The sequence below is a fragment of the Comamonas sp. 4034 genome (assembly GCF_050434545.1).
Taxonomy (GTDB): domain Bacteria; phylum Pseudomonadota; class Gammaproteobacteria; order Burkholderiales; family Burkholderiaceae_C; genus Comamonas; species Comamonas odontotermitis.
Genome location: NZ_JBNDIT010000005.1, coordinates 68,427 through 86,951 on the forward strand (window position 1 = coordinate 68,427; position 18,525 = coordinate 86,951).

The 18,525-nt window shown below is 57.8% G+C and carries 19 protein-coding genes; 10 read left to right on the plus strand and 9 right to left on the minus strand.

The genetic code is table 11. The annotated features are described in order from the left end of the window. Positions 1–226 precede the first annotated feature (226 nt). From gspK to gspG, 5 genes are all read right to left on the minus strand, one after another. A complete protein-coding gene (gene gspK / locus ABIE32_RS07080; RefSeq protein WP_429014947.1) occupies positions 227–1,231 on the minus strand; it encodes a type II secretion system minor pseudopilin GspK in 1,005 nt (334 codons plus the stop codon). Then, positions 1,228–2,040 (minus strand): prepilin-type N-terminal cleavage/methylation domain-containing protein, encoded by an 813-nt coding sequence (locus tag ABIE32_RS07085; protein ID WP_429014948.1) that lies wholly within the window; start codon positions 2,038–2,040, stop codon positions 1,228–1,230. Before ABIE32_RS07085 ends, gspK begins: the two co-directional genes overlap by 4 nt. A gap of 1 nt (position 2,041) precedes the next feature. Continuing rightward, entirely contained in the window at positions 2,042–2,422 is a 381-nt protein-coding gene (gene gspI / locus ABIE32_RS07090) for a type II secretion system minor pseudopilin GspI (protein ID WP_224150311.1), read from the minus strand. A gap of 11 nt (positions 2,423–2,433) precedes the next feature. Continuing rightward, a complete protein-coding gene (locus tag ABIE32_RS07095) occupies positions 2,434–2,856 on the minus strand; it encodes a prepilin-type N-terminal cleavage/methylation domain-containing protein (RefSeq protein ID WP_429014949.1) in 423 nt (140 codons plus the stop codon). 110 nt (positions 2,857–2,966) lie between these two features. Beyond that, positions 2,967–3,425 (minus strand): type II secretion system major pseudopilin GspG, encoded by a 459-nt coding sequence (gspG, locus tag ABIE32_RS07100; RefSeq protein ID WP_224150309.1) that lies wholly within the window; start codon positions 3,423–3,425, stop codon positions 2,967–2,969. Between the two features lie 52 nt (positions 3,426–3,477). Between gspG and ABIE32_RS07105 the strand changes: the two genes are divergently transcribed. Together ABIE32_RS07105 and ABIE32_RS07110 are read left to right on the plus strand one after the other, a co-directional pair. After that, positions 3,478–4,023 carry a type II secretion system protein N gene (locus ABIE32_RS07105; protein ID WP_429014950.1) on the plus strand — a complete coding sequence of 182 codons (546 nt, stop codon included), beginning with the start codon at positions 3,478–3,480 and terminating at the stop codon, positions 4,021–4,023. A gap of 8 nt (positions 4,024–4,031) precedes the next feature. Beyond that, positions 4,032–4,451, plus strand: coding sequence for a hypothetical protein (locus tag ABIE32_RS07110; RefSeq protein WP_429014952.1), 420 nt, complete (start codon positions 4,032–4,034; stop codon positions 4,449–4,451). A 53-nt stretch (positions 4,452–4,504) separates the two neighbouring features. On the opposite strand, the gene ABIE32_RS07115 is transcribed toward ABIE32_RS07110, so the two are convergent. Further along, positions 4,505–5,122: a histidine phosphatase family protein gene (locus tag ABIE32_RS07115; protein ID WP_429014953.1), complete on the minus strand. Its 618-nt coding sequence runs from the start codon at positions 5,120–5,122 to the stop codon at positions 4,505–4,507. Between the two features lie 273 nt (positions 5,123–5,395). Between ABIE32_RS07115 and ABIE32_RS07120 the strand changes: the two genes are divergently transcribed. The 6 genes from ABIE32_RS07120 to ABIE32_RS07145 are packed head-to-tail and all read left to right on the plus strand — an operon-like array spanning position 5,396 to position 12,523. Next, entirely contained in the window at positions 5,396–5,863 is a 468-nt protein-coding gene (locus ABIE32_RS07120; protein ID WP_429014955.1) for a type IV pilin protein, read from the plus strand. After that, positions 5,857–6,486 (plus strand): GspH/FimT family pseudopilin, encoded by a 630-nt coding sequence (locus ABIE32_RS07125; protein ID WP_429014957.1) that lies wholly within the window; start codon positions 5,857–5,859, stop codon positions 6,484–6,486. Before ABIE32_RS07120 ends, ABIE32_RS07125 begins: the two co-directional genes overlap by 7 nt. A 53-nt stretch (positions 6,487–6,539) precedes the next feature. Then, the gene (locus tag ABIE32_RS07130; protein WP_429014958.1) at positions 6,540–6,902 is read left to right on the plus strand and encodes a type IV pilus modification PilV family protein; all 363 of its coding nucleotides are present in this window, start codon (positions 6,540–6,542) and stop codon (positions 6,900–6,902) included. Next, the gene (locus ABIE32_RS07135) at positions 6,899–8,047 is read left to right on the plus strand and encodes a PilW family protein (protein WP_429014959.1); all 1,149 of its coding nucleotides are present in this window, start codon (positions 6,899–6,901) and stop codon (positions 8,045–8,047) included. Before ABIE32_RS07130 ends, ABIE32_RS07135 begins: the two co-directional genes overlap by 4 nt. Next, entirely contained in the window at positions 8,047–8,727 is a 681-nt protein-coding gene (locus ABIE32_RS07140) for a pilus assembly PilX family protein (RefSeq protein WP_429014960.1), read from the plus strand. Before ABIE32_RS07135 ends, ABIE32_RS07140 begins: the two co-directional genes overlap by 1 nt. Positions 8,728–8,761: 34 nt before the next feature. Next, positions 8,762–12,523 (plus strand): pilus assembly protein, encoded by a 3,762-nt coding sequence (locus ABIE32_RS07145; protein ID WP_429014961.1) that lies wholly within the window; start codon positions 8,762–8,764, stop codon positions 12,521–12,523. Positions 12,524–12,601: 78 nt separating this feature from the next. On the opposite strand, the gene cobS is transcribed toward ABIE32_RS07145, so the two are convergent. Both cobS and ilvA read right to left on the minus strand, forming a co-directional pair. Next, positions 12,602–13,414, minus strand: a complete 813-nt coding sequence (cobS, locus tag ABIE32_RS07150) for an adenosylcobinamide-GDP ribazoletransferase (protein WP_429014962.1) — start codon at positions 13,412–13,414, stop codon at positions 12,602–12,604. Positions 13,415–13,479: 65 nt separating this feature from the next. Next, on the minus strand, positions 13,480–15,054 hold the full coding sequence (gene ilvA / locus ABIE32_RS07155) for a threonine ammonia-lyase, biosynthetic (protein WP_429014964.1): 1,575 nt from the start codon (positions 15,052–15,054) through the stop codon (positions 13,480–13,482). 557 nt (positions 15,055–15,611) lie between these two features. On the opposite strand from ilvA, the gene ABIE32_RS07160 reads away from it, so the two are divergent. Then, positions 15,612–16,061, plus strand: coding sequence for an OsmC family protein (locus ABIE32_RS07160; protein ID WP_224150298.1), 450 nt, complete (start codon positions 15,612–15,614; stop codon positions 16,059–16,061). A 192-nt stretch (positions 16,062–16,253) separates the two neighbouring features. Here the strand turns inward: ABIE32_RS07160 and coq7 are convergent, their stop codons facing one another. Next, a complete protein-coding gene (coq7, locus tag ABIE32_RS07165; protein WP_429014967.1) occupies positions 16,254–16,874 on the minus strand; it encodes a 2-polyprenyl-3-methyl-6-methoxy-1,4-benzoquinone monooxygenase in 621 nt (206 codons plus the stop codon). 323 nt (positions 16,875–17,197) lie between these two features. Between coq7 and ABIE32_RS07170 the strand changes: the two genes are divergently transcribed. Further along, positions 17,198–18,241, plus strand: coding sequence for a porin (locus tag ABIE32_RS07170; protein WP_224150296.1), 1,044 nt, complete (start codon positions 17,198–17,200; stop codon positions 18,239–18,241). Positions 18,242–18,525: the final 284 nt, after the last annotated feature.

Consider the following 18,525-nt stretch of genomic DNA (forward strand, 5'->3'; position numbering starts at 1 on the left):
CTTGTCATGGCTTGTCTCTACGGCGATCTCGTCGCTGCTGCCTTGTAGCGGGAGGTGTTTTCAAAAGTAATAGCGGCTGGCGCGCATTGCGATTGGGCTTTGAACGAAATGTATGAGAAATTCAAGTCCGGAAAATGGATGTTGCTCTTGTTTTTATAGCGTCAGATATTCTCTGGTTGATGGGGGCAGCAAGCGTGGTCGCTGTTGTTACAAGGAGAGCGCGCCGTCACTGCCCTCCCGGAAAAGCCGAGCTGCCTTCTGCCAACAAAGAGGCGGGCATGGCTGCTCCGCGCTCGCGCACCACGGTCGACACGGACAGGCCCTGGCGGTAGACCAGCGATTTCTCCTGTACCACCAGGTCATCAAAGCGTAGACGCGCCCAGACTTCAAAGTAGGCGGTTCTCACATCGAGCAGGCCAATCGCCGCTGACAGTGCCTGGTTGTTGGGAAAGCGTTGCTTGATGTCTGTGGTGTTTTCAAATGCCTTGGTTGTGCGCATCTGAGTGATCTGCTGGGCCGTGGCAAAGTCCAGGCCATCGACTGCTGCCCAGATGACCGTGGGCGACGCCGTATTGATATTGACCAGCGAGGTTTGCGGCAGAAGCGTCACATAGGGCTCCAGCGCTGCCAGCGTGGCGGGTGACAAGCCCCACCAGGCCAGTTCTTTGTAGGTGCGGGGCAGGAGTGGGGCATTGGCGGCCTTGTCTTCGCTGCGCAATGCGGCCAAGGCTTGCTGGCTCAGCACGGTCAGCTCAGCGCTGGGCAGGCCCAGGCGCTCGAACAGGCGCTCGAACTGGCGCCGGGCTGTTGGATTCAAGGCATTGCTGCTGACCAGATTGCGTATGTTGAGCCGTGCCTGCGCATCCACCACGGCACCGGACAGAAAGGCCTGCGCCGCGTCGATGGTGGCATCGTGCACATTGGTCTGGTTGTTGGTAGCCTGCAGAAAGGTGGACAGGCGTGCCTCGGCCAGTGGAACCGACCAGGGCTCGGTCAGCGAGTCGGTGCCGCCGCTGGTACGCGCGTCATGGCGCAGGATCTGGCGCGAAAAGTCGAGCCCGCCCAGCAGCAGCCACGCCGCCTGCACGCGCATGCGCTCGGCTCCCTCCACCTCAAGATTTCGCCATTGCTGCCACACGGCGCTGGCCGCAATGGTGGCTACCAGGGTGACGGTGAGCATGGCTGCCAGCAGGGCGGCGCCGCGCTGACCCAGGCGGGTACCATGGCTCATGATTTGTTGCCCCCCAGAATGGGGTTCACCCAATCGGATGTGATGGTGCCGGACAGGGCTCCGGGTGCGGGCAGCTCCAGGCTCAGGCGCACGCCATCGGGCAGGGGCGTGTCGGTGGGGTTGTTCGGGTCGGCTCGGGTATCGGTGGCGCTGCTCGACAGCGGATTGCTCCAGCTGTTGCCGCGAAAATACAGCAACTGCCACCCGCGCACCGGCATCAGAACAGTGGTCTGCGGAATGCCGTCGCCGTTGTTGCCTGCATTGCCATCGATGGCGCCATTGGTCACGGCGTGGTTGGCCATCTCCCAGGCCTGCTGCCATTCCTGCGCATTGCGCAGCGGGTGCGACTGCCAGCGCACCCAATGGGAGCGGCCCTGCACATTGCGCAACGCCCAGCCCACCACGCGCAGCCCTTGCTCGTTGATGTCGCTGCTGCGGCGGGTGATGCGCAATACCCGGCCATTCCATTCGATGGGGATGGTGGCGCCCACGCGCTCGATCGCGTTCAAATCCGTATTCCACTGCGCCAGCGCTGCCTGCGCCACCATCACTTCTTCGCTGTAGACCCTGGCCTGCTCCTGTGCGCGCACCATGCCATCGATGCCGCGCCAACTGGCCACCGTCATCACGGCCAGAATGGCAATGGCGATCAATAGCTCGATCAGCGTGAAACCTTGGGAGCCACCGGCAATTTTGCTCGGCTTTAGCGCTGCATAGCCAGCCGGGGCCGCCCCGCAGCGCGGGCTGGCCTGGTGAACGTCATCTCTCCCCTGAGGGGGGGGCGTGAAGTGATTCAGGGCAGGGCACATCTCAGTATCTGCCCACGATCGTCGTCAGGCGCAGCAGTGGGGTGGCGCCGTCAAACACATGCGCGTCGATGCGCCGGAAATCCGGGTTGGGAGTGGGAAACACGCCCACGCGTACGTCAAAAACGCGGCCGGCCTGTTCACAGGCCACGCTGCTGGTGCCCAGGCCCGGCAGCTGCTGTGACAGGCGCGCTGCGGCCAATTGGTTCTCGGCACACAGCTGGGCCAGCATCACATCGCTTTGGCGCCCTGCGGTTTGCGTGAGGGCGTTCATGGCCTTGCCACCAGCCAGCAGTGCAATGGCAACGATGGCGAGCGCCACCAGAACCTCGATCAGGGTGAAGCCCTGGCTATGCCCATGCAGGCTGCGCGTGTGATGTCCCATGGCCTGCAGTCCTATTGGCCTTGCAGCGCAAACGGGCGCACGCCGTCGGTCGCCACGAGTACCGTGCTGGCACTTCGGCTGGAATGTGCAATGGCAATGGCTTGCGGGCCAATCAGCGGCTCGGGGCCCAGGATGATGTCGCCCCCGGTGCGCGCCGCAACCGGCGGCTGCAGCCATGCCACCCGGCGCGTGCCGCCCTGCAGGCCTTCAATCACAAAACCATTGCTGTCCGCACGCCAGCGTGCAGGCTGACCGCTGGCGCGAGATTGCGCGCGCGCTGCCTCCAGCTGTGCGGCCAAACGCTGGCCTTCGCGCTGTAACTGGTCCTGATTGTTGTCTCCCATGGCAAACACGACGCCGATGCTCACCAGTGCCATCAGTGCGATCACGACCAGAAGCTCCACCAGCGTAAAGCCTTGGTGGAGTTCGTGCATTGATTTGCTATGGTTTTTGATGATCATCCGCAATATGGATGCATGCCAGCAGCCGAAATAAGTTCGAAAACGTTGCGGGTGCCCATGGCTGCCAACACGTTCCTGCCGACTTACTGCCAGCTGCCGATGTCGGCATTGTTGCCATCGCCGCCCGATTGGCCATCTGCGCCAAAGCTCATTACATCGACTTCGCCCTTCACGCCAGGGTTCAGGTACTGGTATGGGTTGCCCCAGGGGTCCTTGGGCAGCTTTTCCAGATAGGGCTTCCAGTTCATGGGCTGCGGGCCGCTGGCAGGGCGGTTGATGAGTGCAGCCAGCCCTTGCTCTGCGGTGGGATAGCGTTGGTTGTCCAGCCGATAGCGCTTCAGAGCGCCCATGATGTTGGTCACATCGGTGCGGGCGGCGGTGACCCGTGCTTCGTCGGCGGCGCCGATCACATTGGGTACGATCAGTGCGGCCAGCACTCCGATGATGACCAGCACCACCATCAGCTCGATCAAGGTAAAGCCACGCTGAACGTGGGCTGAGGCGCGGCGCACAGCCGGCAGCAGGCGGGTAGAAAACATCATGCTCTCTGGGCAAAGTTTCGGAAATGACATCTGCGTGCATCATAATCTGCGAATGGTGACACTCTCGCGCAACCCCTGGTCTCCTCGGCTCGCCGCCGGCCTTTTGTGGGCTGGCGCCGCTGCATTGGCAGTGTTCTGGGGGCTGACGCTCTCGGCGCCGCGCCAGGTGTCTGCGGTACCCCAGGCAGGTGGCACCGCGCCCATACAGGCCAGCGGCGCTGCCATGGCACGCGTGCTGGGCGTGCTGGACGGTGCGCCTGTTGTCGCACCCGCGGCTCCCACACGCTGGCGCTTGCTGGGGGTCATGGCTGGCAAAAACAGCGGCGGCGGAGCCGCCGTGATCGCAGTGGACGACCAGCCGGCCAAGGTGTTTCGCGTAGGCAGCACGGTGGCCGATGGTCTTGTGCTCCAGTCGCTGCACAGTGATGCCCCTCGTGCCGTGAGCTTAGGCGCTGACGTCGATGGCCCCGCTGCAGTCACCATCGAGTTGCCAACCATCAAGGGTATAGGCGCTGAGCCACAGCCTTCGGCCGCACCGGCAGCAGCCGCGCAGCAAGCCAATGTGGACCACAGCACCGGCGTGCTGCGCGATCGCTGACCAGAGCCATGGGCTGCATTGCGGATGCGCTGATTGGCCAGCCCCGGCAGGAGGGCGATATTGCCACTGCCATCGCGCAGGCGACACAATGTCTTGAGCGGTTTACCGATGCTTTCAACCAGCAGGATCTGCCGGGCATGGACGCATGCCTTCATTTTCCGCACCAGATGTGGTCCGGAACGCAATTGCTGGTGTGGCAGAAGCCGGGGAGCCATCCACCGGATTTCTTTGCGCTCTTGCGTGCCACTGGCTGGACGCACACCCGCTACGAGGCCATTTCTCCGGTGCTCGCCAGTGCGGACAAGGTGCACTTCGTGGTGGATTACACCCGCCGTGGTGCGGATGATACCAAGTTGAGCCGCTATCGCAATCTGTGGGTTGCCGTGCAGCATGAAGGACGCTGGGGCATTGTGCTGCGGTCGTACTGACAGCTTGCCAGGCCTCAGTCAAGGCGAATTGGCTGGATGTGGGCTGCAATGGCTCAGCGAAGCGGTAACCGAATCCATTCGCCATAACCCAGCTTGACCGAAGGCCAGTCCTTGGCGGTGGGCTGGCGCTCGCCACGCGTAATGAGCCAGTGCGCACATTGCGCCACCCCGGCATGGGCCAGCCACAGCACGGGCTGGCCTGTTGCCTGCGACTGCACGCGTGCAGCGGCCAAAGCACGGCCCACGCGAGCCATCATCGCAGCCAGCGATTCGCCCCCGCCGGGCGCGTGGCTCCAGAAATCGGCAGTCCAGGCGTCCATCTCGGCGCGCGCGATGGCATCCCAGCGCAGGCCTTCCCAGTCGCCAAAATCCATTTCGACCAGATCGGGATCGGGTTTCAGTGTGAAAGCAGAGTCAAGTGCTTGAAGAGAAAGCGCAAGTTGCTCACATCTTTGTAGCGGCGAATGCCATATTTCGCCCGGCGCCAGTCCCTCTTCCTGCCAGGCTCGCTGCAAGGCAGCGGCAGCGGCCGCCGTGGCCTTGTCGTCAGCCGCCAGATTGCTGCGTCCATAACAAACCCCAGGAGCAACGATGGGCTGGGCATGGCGTTGCAGCCACAGGGACGGAGGGGGGGAGTCTTGAGACGGTTGCAGTACTCGATCCTGATGCATATGTATAGCGAGAGAAGTGAAAGCGTCCTGATGGGACGTGATCTTTTGCTAACAGATGTTTGGTGGTTTTGCGACAACTGGCGATTGTTGACCATTTCGCCATCCGTTGCATAAAAGATCTTTCGCCTCTCTAGGAGTGTGAATCGAAAGCCTCATAGAAGCAGGCTTCAGACGTTCTTATGTGTTTATTAGGTAAAGTTTATTGATTGAGATATTTTGATTGTTTATAAATAATAAAACAAAAATTTCTAGTTTTGAAGGGAGGGAGGGCTTGTGAATAGGCATCCTAAGAAAGCAAAAAAATCGCCTGGGAAAGCAGGTGGATTCACGTTGATTGAGGTCATGATTGTGGTCGCAATCATTGGAATTCTGGCAGCGATAGCACTGCCAAGTTACAGCGACTATGTGTTGCGCGGCAGGCTTCCGGAAGGGACCAGCGGGCTCGATACCATGCGCATGGATTTGGAGCGCTACTATCAGGACAACCGCACCTATGCGAGCACTGCAAGCGTCACATCGCCATGCGCGAGTACGCGCTCGCTGCAGTACTTTGATATCAGCTGTCCTGATGAGCTGACGAATAGCAAATACACAGCTCAGGCCGTGGGGAAGGGGCCGGTAGCGGGTTTCACTTATACGATCAACTCTCTTAACGAGCGCCACACGACAGCTGCAGGCTCTGGCTACAGCACTTGCAATAAGGCTAACGGCTGGATGATGCGCAAGGGGCAGACATGCTGACTATTTCGCATTCTGCCCGCAGCGCGTCTCGGTCTTTGGGCTTCACCATGGTGGAGTTGATGGTGACTCTGGCAGTGATGGCTGTCTTGACAGCCATAGCGCTCCCATCGTTCCAGGTCTTCATGGCAGAGAACCGCGCCAGCGGCAAAACCATGGAGTTGGTATCAGCTGTCAAAACGGCGCAATCCGAAGCATTGCGCCGCAGTCGCCAGGTGCTGTTCACCTTCACTGACAGTTCCATGCCCAGTACTTCGCTGACAGGGGCTATCAATGGCAAATCCTGGGCAACCGTGGTGTTGCCGCTGGCGGATGCGCCCAGCAGCGTTACGCCCGAAGTGGTCAGTGTGGGTGGCTATAGCGAAGGCACTGGCGATGTCGTTGTGGATGCAAGTACCACTGCCATGTGCTTTATGCCAGATGGCTCCATCAAGGCGAATAGCGCAACGGGTGTGACCGGCGCTGATTGTGCGGTCAACACCGCCAGCAGCACATCTCCTGGTGCTCAATTCTTAGTCCAGCCGTCGCGTGGTACCAAGCGTTGGCAAATCAGCGTCTCCCCTGCAGGAAAAATCACCAGTTGCCTGGGTACTGTGGGCGGTGGCGGTGTCTTTACCTGTTCTTGATTGCTTCTATGTGTTCATATCCTGTACGCAATAAAAGGGCCAGCCGCGGCTTCATGTTGATCGAAGTTTTGATTTCCCTGCTGATTTTTTCGCTGGGGGTGATCGGTCTGATGGGCATGCAGGCGCGAGCCATACAGGCCGGCACCGACGCGCAAGACCGCGATATCGCAGCAAGGCTCGCCAACCAGCTGTCCAGCCAGATGCAGATCGGCAGGACCACTGACCTGAGTGCAGCCAATCTCACTGCCTGGAAGGATCTTGTTGCCGCGGAGTTGCCCAATGGAGAGGCGGAGGTGACGCAAGTCACCACAGGAAGCAATGCAAAGATCGTGGTGACATGGCTGGCTCCTGCGCATGCAACAACACCGCCTCCCCCAAAAAGCCGGTTTCAAACCCAAGTGGTGTTAGCCCAATGAGTTATTACACTCCATCATTAACAGGCAAGCGTGCTCACTTGCAGCATGGCATGACCTTGATTGAGCTGATGGTGGCGCTCACCGTTGGCTTGTTGCTGGCCTTGGCTGTGACGACGGTGATTGCAGTTACCTTGCGTCAGCAAAAGGTATCGGCCTCGGTGGGTGAACGCGACCAGGCTGGTACCTATGCCATGGCTCAGCTAGACAAGTTCATCCGCAGCGCGGGCTCCGGTTTCTACAACACTTCTGCGCTTGGCATGCTGGGCTGCACGCTGCATGCTGGCAAAGGAAGCACGACACTGCTGCCCGCAGCGAGCCTGGCCGCTCCATTTGCGGGTGTAAGCAGTTTGAAAGCACCTCTTGCAGCGCCGGTGTTAGTAGAGAAGGGTGTGGGCGCCAATGGCTCGGATGTTCTTTTTGTCATGGCAGCGCATGGCGCAGCGGCTGATGTGCCTCGCGCTGTACTGCCAGCCGGCTCTGCCGTGCCTACCTTGGCCTTCAATAATGTCATCGACCTGACTCCCAAGGACTTGGTTCTGGTTGCCGCCAGTGGGCAATCCGATTGCTACGTCTCCCAAATCGATACCACCGCAAGCGCTTCGGCTACTGTGGTTCTGGGAGGGGCTTACTACGCAGCGTCCCAGGCAACGCCTGTGCAGGCAATTGTGGACTCCAAGGCAGCTTATATGGCCGCATTGGGTAACAGTACCGGTGGCTACCCAATGGCAAGGCTTTTTGGGGTAGGCAGCGGCGATGCACTTTACCAATACGATGTATTGCAGTTGTCCGGCTCGGCAGTGGACACGATTGCGGAAGATGTTTCTCACCTGTTTGCTGTGTATGGCGTCGATACCGATAAAGACGGAAAGGTCGACGCCTGGGTGAGTCCGGATGCAGCGGGATGGACCGTAGCAGACCTCAAGGCCGCCTCTTCAAAGATCAATCAGATCCTGGCGATTCGCGTGGCGGTCGTCACCCACTCCCATGGTGTCAAGCAGGCCGGTATCAGCCCGGCAACGCTTTACGCATTTGAGGATTTGGGAACGCTCAAGCAGACGATTACCTTGACCTCAGCGCAACGGGCTGATCGTTTCAAGGTGACCGAAAGCATTATTCCCTTGCGCAACAATTTGCTCGTCCAGTGATGAAGGCTTCTAATATTTTCAACAGTGCGCTCAGAGCGCCTGCTTTGTGGCGGAGCACCTCTCGCCATCCTTTATCGGGTTCTCTGGCGATTCGGCAGAAAGGGTTTTCGCTATTTCTGACGCTGATCGCATTGGTCATTTTGTTGGTTGCAGCAGTGGCCATCATGCGTTCCAACCAGATGGGACTGTTTTCTAGTGGAAATCTGGCGTTCAAGCAGGATTCCGTGGCTCGTGCAGAGCTTGTGAATGTGCGAGTGTATGCCTTGTTTCGCTCAGGAGGCGCTCTGGGCGATGGCGCCAGTCTTGCTGCCAGCAATACGAGCGTCAATTACAGCGCAACCGCCTTGCCTGGCAATGTGCAGGGAATACCCAAGGCGCTGATCGATGACGGTCTGTTTTCCAGCTTTGGTACCAGCGGTAACGACATCGTGGATGCCGAAAGCAATACCACCATCCGCTATCTGATTGAGCGTTTGTGCGATCAGCCGGGCAATGCCCTGATTCTGGGGAAGACCCATTGCGTGTTCAACCCGGACAGTAACACCCAGGGGGGTAGCAGCACGCAACAGGGCATGAATCTGCCACAGAATTTTTCCCCCATCTACCGGATTTCCGTGCGCGTGAAGGGGCCACGAGGCACCGAGACCTATCTCCAGAGCACGTTTCTCAACCCCCATTAATGAACGAAACAATGAATAAAGGGAGGGAGTACCCATGATTCGAATAAAAGGCCTGTTGCAGCATGTCACCTGGATGGGTGCATTGGCAATTGTGACCATGATGCCCGTGCATGCCAGTGTCAGCTCGGTCGCCTTGTCCGACGTTCCAATTTTTTCCGGATCCAGTGTTCCTGGCAATTTGACATTGCCGCTGTCGGTTGAGTTTCCAACGGCACTCAGCGTTGCCAATCTGGGGGCCTATTCTGGTACAAGTATCTACTATGGCTACTTTGATCCAGAGAAGTGCTACAACTACGTGTACGATGCCAATCCGCCGCCAGATGGCATTGCTTCCAGCAACAGCTATTTTCAGCCGGCAGGCAAGGCGAATGCGGCCCACGAATGCACGGGTAAGTGGAGTGGTAACTTCATGAACTGGGCCACCATGCCGACTATTGACCCTTTCCGATGGGCATTGACTGGTGGCTACCGGGCAACCGACATACAAGGCATGACGATTCTGCAAAAGGGCTTTGCTTCGAACCAAGGAAGCGCTGGAAACTTTCCCAATCGCGGAACTTCGAGTCCTGGTACCAATAATCTACCTGTGGGTAGTGTGGCCAAAGTTTCACCATTTGGTGCGCAGTTGAATACTGCTATTTTTGGCCAAGGTGTGCGTATGTTGTTTACGAAGGATGGGTCAAATCCAAATGCTGGTGTTGCAATCGAGCATGGGACTCCCACAACCATCGTTTCAACCACTTACTTTGTGCAAGTGCGGGTTCGAGCCTGTGATCCATCGCCTGCCGCAGGTGGCCTGGAAAGCAATTGCGTAAAGTATGGCACTGATTACAAGCCAGAAGGCTTGATGCAAAAGTACTCCAACAAGATTCGCTACAGTGTGTTTGGCTATTTGATGCAAGGCGGTAATGTACGCGATGGCGGAGTGCTACGCGCCAAAATGGGCTATATCGGCCCTACCTATCCGACTATAGGCTCTGTCCCGGCGAGTAACCCGGTCGCTGAGTGGAGCGCAAGTACCGGCATCATGGCAACCAATCCAGACAGTGCTTTGGCGGCATCCACTACCGCCACTTTTACCGATAGTATCAAGCAGTCTGGAGCCATGAACTACTTGAACAAATTTGGCAATTTTGGACGCGCGTATGAAACTTACGACAACGTCAGTGAACTGTATTACGCGGCGATTCGGTATCTTCAAAACCAAGGCAATGTTCCAGAATGGACCAACAATGCAACGGGCTACCTTGATGGCTTTCCCGTTGCAACCAACTGGACTGATCCCATCACCCAATCTTGCCAAAAGAACTTTATCTTAGGTATCGGTGACGTAAATACGCACTTTGATAGCAATACCGGAGGTGGAACGCTCACGGATTCACAAGGCCCCTCAAAGCCTGCTGCGGTTGCAGCAGATACGCTGAATAAATCGGCAGCATGGACCTCACTGGTGGAAACGGCTGAGGGGTTGTCCAGAGGTGGGCGTTGGGGGAGCAGTCCTGGCTCGGAATATATGGCAGGTTTGGCATACGGTAACCATGTCAAAGATATGCGTCCGGATCTGCCTGGGAAACAAACCGTTTCCACTTATTGGCTGGACGTGATGGAGGGTCAGCTCACTCAAGATAGAAACCCGTACTGGCTGGCTGCCAAGTATGGTGGATTTACTGTGCCGGCAAGCAACAACTACGACCCCGCGACACCTGTAGGCTTGCCGAGCTTGATTGATAGTCAGTGGACCGATGGCGAAATCATCAACATGAATGGCACCAGTGAAAAGCGCCCGAGCAACTATTACTTGGCAGGCAAGGCGAGTCAGATGATTGCTGGCTTGAATCAGGCATTCAGCAGCATTGCCGCAGCGGTCAATGCATACACCACTGCTGTGATGCCGTCTTCCAATGTGGTTTCGGCAGGCGGTACTACGTCTTACGCTGCGAGTTATGGTAGCGAATCATGGTCGGGTACTGTAGGCGCCTCTACCTTGGTGGTCGGAGCGACTGGAACAACGCAGACGGGATTGTGGTCTACGGATACAACATTGGCGGCGCAGTTCAGCAGTGACGGTTGGAATACCAGCCGGGTTGTGATCACCTGGGACAAGGCGGTGAACAAGGCCGTCCCATTCCGCATTGGCAGCTTGTCATCGGGTCTGAAGACTGCGCTGGATACTACGGCTGTGGCAGGTGATGACTCTAGCAACTATCTGAATTATCTGCGGGGTGATAAGTCTAATGAAGTGGGAGCCTCCTCAGGTACGCATGTGTATCGCACCCGTACTGCGCCGTTGGGCGATATCGTGGATTCGAAAATTACCTTGTCTGCGACACCCAAAATGCAGTATCTGGATGCGAGCAATCCAGGCTATGCAGCATACAAGACAGCTAATGCATCGCGCACGCCTTTGGTGTTGTTTGGTGCCAATGACGGCATGCTGCATGCTTTGAATGGCAGCGCCACTGGAGCAGATGCAGGTAAAGAGGTGTTCGCCTATATCCCCGGTCTGACTTTTTATGGGCCAGACGGTACCAATGTCACTGATGCCAATATCAATGGCTTGGCGGCTATTGGTAATCCGAACTATGAGCACCGTTTTTATGTCGATGCCACCCCCCAGGTGTTCGATGTGGATTTTCAAAAAACGCAAGGCAGCACGCTGATTGCGCCTACCTGGAAGACATTGGCAGTGGGCGGTCTTGGCAAAGGTGGAAAAGGCTTTTACGCGATTGATATCACCAACCCTGGAGATTTCACTACTGAGGCAAGTGCCGCCGGCAAGGTGCTGTGGGAAATCAGCAATACCACGATGGGTTTTGAACACCTGGGCTATAGCTATGGCGCGCCTGTGATGGTCAAGACCGCAAAGTACGGCTGGACGTTGATTTTGACCTCTGGCTACAACAATGACGATGGGAACGGCTACCTGTTCCTGGTGAATCCGGCAACTGGCGCACTGCTGGACACCATCAGTACAGGTGCTGCAGCGCCTGGCATGGCCCAGGCTTCTGCGTTCATCGGCGCCTACACGGATGGAACGGCAGATGCTGTTTATGCAGGTGATTTGAATGGCCAACTCTGGCGCTTTGATTTGACTGCTTCGGGCTCAAGCACGTACCCTTCGCCTCAGCTGCTGTTTCAGACGGCTTCGCCAAGCGGCGGCGCTCAGCCCATCACCGTAGCTCCGATCCCAGAGGTTCACCCCAGGACATTGGAGCGCGTGGTGTTGTTCGGTACCGGAAAATTGCTCGATGGTTCGGATATGGCAATGTCGCAGGTCCAAAGCTTCTATGCAGTGACCGATGGCGATGGTAAAAAATTCAATACTGCCGTGACCTCGACCTTGCATCGCAGCGATCTGGTTGAACGCACCTCGCTGACCTCTCCTGTAGCAACCATGCCGACCACCGCGCGTGGCTGGTTCTACAACTTGGGAACCACCGACGGCACTGCTTGGCGCACGGTACTTACTGCTGCAGCGGCCAATGGAATTGCGGTGTTTACATCGACCTTGACCAATGGCGGCGACGGCTGTAGCTCATCAGGCTCAGGCAGGGCATATGGGGTGGACTTTTCAAATGGCAGCTCGGTACTGCAAGATCCTAACAATCCCAATAACGTGGTGGAGAGTTTGAGCCTCAGTGCTATACCAACGGACAATACGGTCATCAGCAAAGATGGTGAGACCACCGGGCTGGCTGGAGACGCTGCAGGCAATGTGGTTCAACTCAAGCTGAAATCCGCTACAGGCAGTGCGGTAAAACTGATCAATTGGCGGGAGGTGAATCCGGTAGATTGACGGTGCGCATGTATGCTCCAATGACAAAGGCCAAGCGCATTGCCGCTTGGCCTTTGTCATTGGAGCAGAGACTTAGTACTAGAAAGAAAGCCGAATCGAGAGCGCAACCCCGAGATAAAAGCCAATCTCGCTCACCTGCTCGATCGCTCCCAACCCATCGCCGGTAAAGCCTTGCAGGCGGCGATGGAACCACTGGCGCATCCATAGCGCGGCGGCGGCGCTCAAAGCCAATGCAGGTAGCAGGGCGGGCAGGCCTTGCCACCAGGCAACCAGCACTGCAGAAGGCAGCGCCCACAGCATGCAACTCACCAGACCCTTGCGGGTGATGAATTCGGCCAGCGGCTTGCTTTTGGATTTGGCGGTGTCGCCTACATGCGGCAGGCTGCGGACTACCAGCATGGGCCACAGCCGTGCAATGACGTGGGCGCCGATGAGCGCGGCCATTGCAAGGCTCAGGCTGTGGCTGGTCAGCAAGGCCAGCAGCGCCACTTTGCTCAGTACAGCCAGCAACATGGCCATGGCGCCATAGGCACCAATGCGCGAGTCTTTCATGATGTCCAGCGCGCGTTCGCGATCATGGCTGCCGCCCAGGCCGTCCACCACATCAGTCAGGCCATCTTCATGGAAGCAGCCGGTCAGCAGCACGGTCGCCAGGGTGCTGAAAATGGCGGCAACCAGGGGGCTGTAGGTGTTGCCAGCAGGCAGCAACTGGTCAAAGGCGGCCAGGATGCCCGCTGCCACCAGGCCCACGATCCAGCCTACACCGGGAAAATGCCCTGCGCTGGCGCGCAGCATTTCGGGGCTGTAGCCCACCCAGTTCGCCAGGCGGCCTGTGATAGGGATGCGGGTGAAGAACTGTACGGCCAGCAAAAAATGGCGAAGGGCTTGCATGTTGCTGTTTTTGCTATGCCGAAAATAGCATCCAACGACCTGTAGATGTGCGCTGGATGCCGATCTTATGATGAAGCCCTGAGGAACAGCTGGTAGGCCGGGTTATTCGTTTCTTCCACCCAGGGGTAGCCCAGGTTGTTCAAGAATTTCTCGAAGGCCTTGGAGTCGCTCTTGGGTACCTGCATGCCCACCAGAATGCGGCCATAGTCTGCGCCCTGGTTGCGGTAGTGGAACAGGGAGATGTTCCAGTTGGGCGCCATCAGGCTCAGAAACTTGAACAGCGCGCCGGGCCGCTCAGGAAAGATGAAACGCAGCAGGCGCTCATCCTTGGCGAGTGCTGAATGGCCACCCACCATGTGGCGTACATGCTCCTTGGCCAACTCGTCAAAGGTCAGATCCAGCGCCTCAAAGCCGTTTTTCTGGAAGTTACGGGTGATCTTCTCCGATTCACCCTTGCTGTTGGTCGAAATGCCGACGAACACATGGGCGCGACGGTCATCGCTGATCCGGTAGTTGAACTCGGTGACGCTGCGCGCACCGCCGGGCAGGTTACCCACCACTTCGCAGAAGTGCTTGAAGCTGCCCCGCTCCTCGGGAATGGTGACTGCAAGCAGCGCTTCCTTCTCTTCGCCCACATCGGCGCGCTCGGCCACGAAGCGCAGGCGGTCAAAGTTCATGTTGGCGCCGCTCAGAATCGCGGCATAGGTCTCGCCCTTGGTCTTGTGCTTGGCCACATACTGCTTGATGGCAGCGACCGCCATGGCGCCAGATGGCTCCACCACCGAGCGGGTATCGGCAAAAATGTCCTTGATGGCTGCACAGACGGCATCGGTGTCCACTGTGATGTATTCATCGACCAGGCTCGCGGCAACGCGGAAGGTTTCTTCACCCACCAGCTTGACGGCCGTGCCGTCGGCGAACAGGCCAACATCAGGCAGTGCAACACGCTTGCCTTCACGGGCTGACTGCACCATGGCGTCGGAGTCGTTCATCTGCACGCCGATGACTTTGATCTCAGGGCGTACGGCCTTGATGTAGTTGGCAACGCCGGCAATGAGCCCGCCCCCCCCAATCGGCACGAACACGGCATGGAGCTGTGACGAGCCGATTTTTTGCACCTGACGCATGATTTCCATTGCAATCGTGCCTTGCCCGGCGATGACATCGGGGTCGTCAAACGGGTGGACGAAGGTCAGATGCTGTTCCTTCTGCAGTTGGAGGGCGTGTTCGTAGGCATCGGAAAAGCTCTCGCCTGCCAGCACGGCTTCACCGCCCATGCTTTTGACAGCATCAACCTTGATCTGCGGGGTGGTTGCGGGCATCACGATCACCGCACGCACGCCCAGGCGGCTGGCGGACAGCGCCACACCCTGGGCATGGTTGCCCGCCGATGCGCAGATTACGCCGGCCTTGAGTTGCTCGGGTGAGAGCTGGGCCATCTTGTTGTAGGCCCCGCGCAGCTTGAAGCTGAACACTGGCTGCTGGTCTTCTCGCTTCAGGAGTACCTTGTTGTGCAGGCGACGGCTCAGGTTCTTGGCAGGGTCGAGATCGGATTCCACGGCGACGTCATAGACGCGCGCGGTCAGGATTTTCTTCAGGTAGTCGGCCGGCGTCAGCGCGGCAGCAGTCTTGGAGGGCATAGGAAATGCACGCTTGGGAAAATGGGCAACAGGACAGACAGGCAAACGGATCGGCCGGGTGCAGACAAAGGGTGTCTGCCGATGCGCTGACCCGAGGCGTCGCTTGTGGCTGCCTGGAGAGTGCCGGTGGACATTCAGCGAATCAATAGGGATCGCTGCACTATAACCGCTGGCGTGCCACACGGCGGCGCGGCGGCAGATTTGTCGCCGCGTGGATTGTTCGGCTGGTCTGGGTTCGTTGCTGGGATCGCCGAGGACTGACTGGACGCAGCTGTGTGCTTGGACGAAAGAATAAAAAAAGCCCCTGATATGAATCAGGGGCTTGAAACCACCATTGAGAGGTGGAGGAGACAACCAGCATGCTACATTCGTCAGCCCTTGCGGGGCGAAGACTGCGAAGAGCAGATGAACCAAGTATAGCGGCGATTCTGTTGCAATGCAGCAAAATTATGCCGACGGCTCATGTTTTTTCACAATCATGGCTATAGCCATCAATGGTTGGTGTGGGCAGCGCCGTTTCTGTCACACTGGCAGCCGTTGAATTTTGGAGAGATGCAATGGAATGCACAGTCACCTGGACAGGCGCAAGCGGTGCGCGATCAGGAATGGGTTTTGTCGCCGAAACCGGCAGTGGCCATGTGGTGGCCATGGACGGTGCGCCAGATGCGAACAATCCAGCCAATGGTGGTCAAAACCTGGCGGCGCGGCCCATGGAGTTGCTGCTTGCGGGTACGGGCGGTTGCACGGCTTACGACGTGGTCCTGATCTTGAAGCGTGGCCGCCATGATGTGAAGAACTGCACCGTCGCCTTGAAAGCGGAACGAGCAGACACCGAGCCCAAGGTCTTCACCAAGATCCACATGCAGTTCACGGTGACGGGCAAGGGCATACCGCCTGCAGCGGTGGAGCGAGCCATTGCCATGAGCCACGAAAAATACTGCTCGGCCAGCATCATGCTGAGCAAGACCGCCGAGATCACGACCGGTTTTGATCTGGTGGAAGCCTGATCGGGGCGAAAAAGGTCTCTGGCGCTTGACTGGCAAGCGTGGGCAGCTATCAAAAATTACAGAGTTGCCGGGTGTACTGCCCGGCAAATCCGTTTCATTGACACTCCGTGGCTATCAGGGAATTGGATCGCCGCAGGATGGCGGGGCCAACCTGTCTCAGGTGCAGCAGGCGCAAGGTCTATTAAGAATGCACTAGATATAGTGCGCGGTGGTTGTCATCACCTTGGCGGCCACTTGCATCAAAGCCTTGGCGGGAGGGGGAACGGGCACCGCTCCGGCGTTCACTGCGGCGGCTGCATGGCGCTCTTCGTCATCCTTCATCTGTGCAACCACGGCAAGCGACGCGGCATCCTGTGGCGGCAGGCGATCGATATGGGACTGTAAGTGAGTGGACACCTGGTTTTCGGTTTCTTCCACAAAACCCAGGCTGGCGCGGTCACTCACCTTGGCTGCCACGGTTCCGATCAGAAACGCGCCAGCAAACCACAGGGGATTCAGAATGCTGGGGCGTTCGCCAAGAGCCTGAAGGCGCTGATGGGTCCAAGCCAGGTGGTCCATCTCTTCTTGTGCCGCTTCCAGCAGATGTTCGCGCAGGCGTTCATCCTTGGTCACCATGGCCTGAGCCGTGTAGAGCGCCTGGGCGCAGACCTCTCCGACATGGTTCACACGCATATAGGCACCGGAGAGCTTTTTCTCTGCCGCACTCAGATCGGCCTCCTCGATGCCAGAGGCCGGCGAAGGCTGGCTGGCACGAGGTGTTGCAAACAGGGTACGGAGCGCGGTATCAGCGGCACAAAGAAGTCGGTCTTGCATAACTGCCAATGGTACCCACTACAATGGAGCTGCTGCAAACGGCTGGCATATTGCTCTCGCAAGGCCTTGTTTTGCGGCAAATTTTTTTGAAAAAAACAACGGCTGCTGACATTCGTTAAACGTTGCACACAAGCAACGATTTACACGGATTCGTCGTCCAAGTGGGGGAATTTGTTTGCGCAACCGACTGTGGTCTGTTGAAATAGAGATAACTTCCACACTAGGAGGTTGGCGCGGGAGCAGGTAGAAGTTGTGCAGATCCGTGAGGCTGACATCAACCCCCCCGTACCAGCGCCGTCTGTTAAACCTTGGAGTAACTCGCAATGAAAAAATCTCTTGTTGCCTTGGCAGTGCTGGCCGCTTCCGGCGCCGCAATGGCTCAATCTTCCGTGACCCTGTTCGGTATCGTTGACGCTGGCGTGACCTACGCTAAGACCAGCGGTGGCGACTCCGTGTACGGCCTGACCAACTCTGGTAACGCTACCAGCCGTCTGGGCTTCCGCGGCGTGGAAGACCTGGGTGGTGGTCTGAAGGCTGGCTTCTGGCTGGAAGGCGCTATTCAGAACGACTCCGGCACCGGAGCTGGCGGTGGCGCTTCGGGTCCTGGCTTCGAATTCAAGCGTCGCTCGACCGTGTCCCTGATGGGCAATTTCGGTGAAGTGCGTCTGGGTCGTGAACTGACCGCTGCTTACAACACCGTGAGCGCATACGACGTGTTCGGTCAAGTTGGTATCGGCCAACACTTCGGCTTCGGCGTGGCTGGTTCGCCTTTCCGCGTGTCGAACATGGTTTCGTACTACACCCCTGGCATGTCTGGCTTCAAGGCTGGCATTAACTACGGTTTCGGTGAAACCGCTGGCGACAGCTCGTTCGGCCGTTACATCGGTGGTTCTGTTGGCTATGACAACGGCCCTCTGAGCGTTGGCCTGGGTCTGGAACAACAAAACGACCCATCTGCTGCTTTCGACAAGGAGCAATCCCTGGGTCTGGGCGCTTCGTACAACTTCGGTGTTGTGAAGCTGGCTGGTCTGATCCGTCAACAACGTAACACCCCTGTTGGTGGTGGCGACAAGTGGAAGATGAACTCCGCTTCCCTGGGCGTGACCGCTCCTGTGGGCGCTGCTGGCGAAGTCCGTGCTGCTTACAACTACTACGACGTGAAGTCGGTGGACGGCAAGGCTCACCAACTGTCGCTGGGCTACGTGCACAACCTGTCCAAGCGCACCGCTCTGTACGGCACCTACGCTTTCCTGAAGAACCAAAAGTCTGAAACCTTCAGCGTCAGCGCTAACGGCCTGGGTATCGCTACCCCAGCTGGCGGCAAGAACCAAAACGCTCTGACCGTTGGTATCCGTCACGCTTTCTAATTGACTGCTGGGTTTCCCAGCTTCAATCTGAAAAGTCAGAAGCCCGTCGAAAGACGGGCTTTTTTATTTTGCACATGGCTCTTTGTGAGACAACATGGCTAGGTCGGCTGTTGGTGCATGCAGGCATTGGCTACCTGCTGCCCATGCTTGTTGTCAGTCTGGTTTTGTTGTCAATCTGTAGGGAATTGTCCTACAAATAGTCGACTCCCATGCAGGTGTTCGCGGGATATTGAGGAATATCTGAAACCGGTATCTGTCATTGTTTTCAATGCGGTGCGATAACA

Bases quoted from the DNA above. Each gene is read 5' to 3' on its own strand.
- gspK (WP_429014947.1), bottom strand. From the start codon at position 1,231: ATGAGCCATGGTACCCGCCTGGGTCAGCGCGGCGCCGCCCTGCTGGCA.
- ABIE32_RS07085 (WP_429014948.1), bottom strand. From the start codon at position 2,040: ATGTGCCCTGCCCTGAATCACTTCACGCCCCCCCCTCAGGGGAGAGAT.
- gspI (WP_224150311.1), bottom strand. From the start codon at position 2,422: ATGGGACATCACACGCGCAGCCTGCATGGGCATAGCCAGGGCTTCACC.
- ABIE32_RS07095 (WP_429014949.1), bottom strand. From the start codon at position 2,856: ATGCACGAACTCCACCAAGGCTTTACGCTGGTGGAGCTTCTGGTCGTG.
- gspG (WP_224150309.1), bottom strand. From the start codon at position 3,425: ATGATGTTTTCTACCCGCCTGCTGCCGGCTGTGCGCCGCGCCTCAGCC.
- ABIE32_RS07105 (WP_429014950.1), top strand. From the start codon at position 3,478: ATGGTGACACTCTCGCGCAACCCCTGGTCTCCTCGGCTCGCCGCCGGC.
- ABIE32_RS07110 (WP_429014952.1), top strand. From the start codon at position 4,032: ATGGGCTGCATTGCGGATGCGCTGATTGGCCAGCCCCGGCAGGAGGGC.
- ABIE32_RS07115 (WP_429014953.1), bottom strand. From the start codon at position 5,122: ATGCATCAGGATCGAGTACTGCAACCGTCTCAAGACTCCCCCCCTCCG.
- ABIE32_RS07125 (WP_429014957.1), top strand. From the start codon at position 5,857: ATGCTGACTATTTCGCATTCTGCCCGCAGCGCGTCTCGGTCTTTGGGC.
- ABIE32_RS07130 (WP_429014958.1), top strand. From the start codon at position 6,540: ATGTTGATCGAAGTTTTGATTTCCCTGCTGATTTTTTCGCTGGGGGTG.
- ABIE32_RS07135 (WP_429014959.1), top strand. From the start codon at position 6,899: ATGAGTTATTACACTCCATCATTAACAGGCAAGCGTGCTCACTTGCAG.
- ABIE32_RS07140 (WP_429014960.1), top strand. From the start codon at position 8,047: ATGAAGGCTTCTAATATTTTCAACAGTGCGCTCAGAGCGCCTGCTTTG.
- ABIE32_RS07145 (WP_429014961.1), top strand. From the start codon at position 8,762: ATGATTCGAATAAAAGGCCTGTTGCAGCATGTCACCTGGATGGGTGCA.
- cobS (WP_429014962.1), bottom strand. From the start codon at position 13,414: ATGCAAGCCCTTCGCCATTTTTTGCTGGCCGTACAGTTCTTCACCCGC.
- ilvA (WP_429014964.1), bottom strand. From the start codon at position 15,054: ATGCCCTCCAAGACTGCTGCCGCGCTGACGCCGGCCGACTACCTGAAG.
- ABIE32_RS07160 (WP_224150298.1), top strand. From the start codon at position 15,612: ATGGAATGCACAGTCACCTGGACAGGCGCAAGCGGTGCGCGATCAGGA.
- coq7 (WP_429014967.1), bottom strand. From the start codon at position 16,874: ATGCAAGACCGACTTCTTTGTGCCGCTGATACCGCGCTCCGTACCCTG.
- ABIE32_RS07170 (WP_224150296.1), top strand. From the start codon at position 17,198: ATGAAAAAATCTCTTGTTGCCTTGGCAGTGCTGGCCGCTTCCGGCGCC.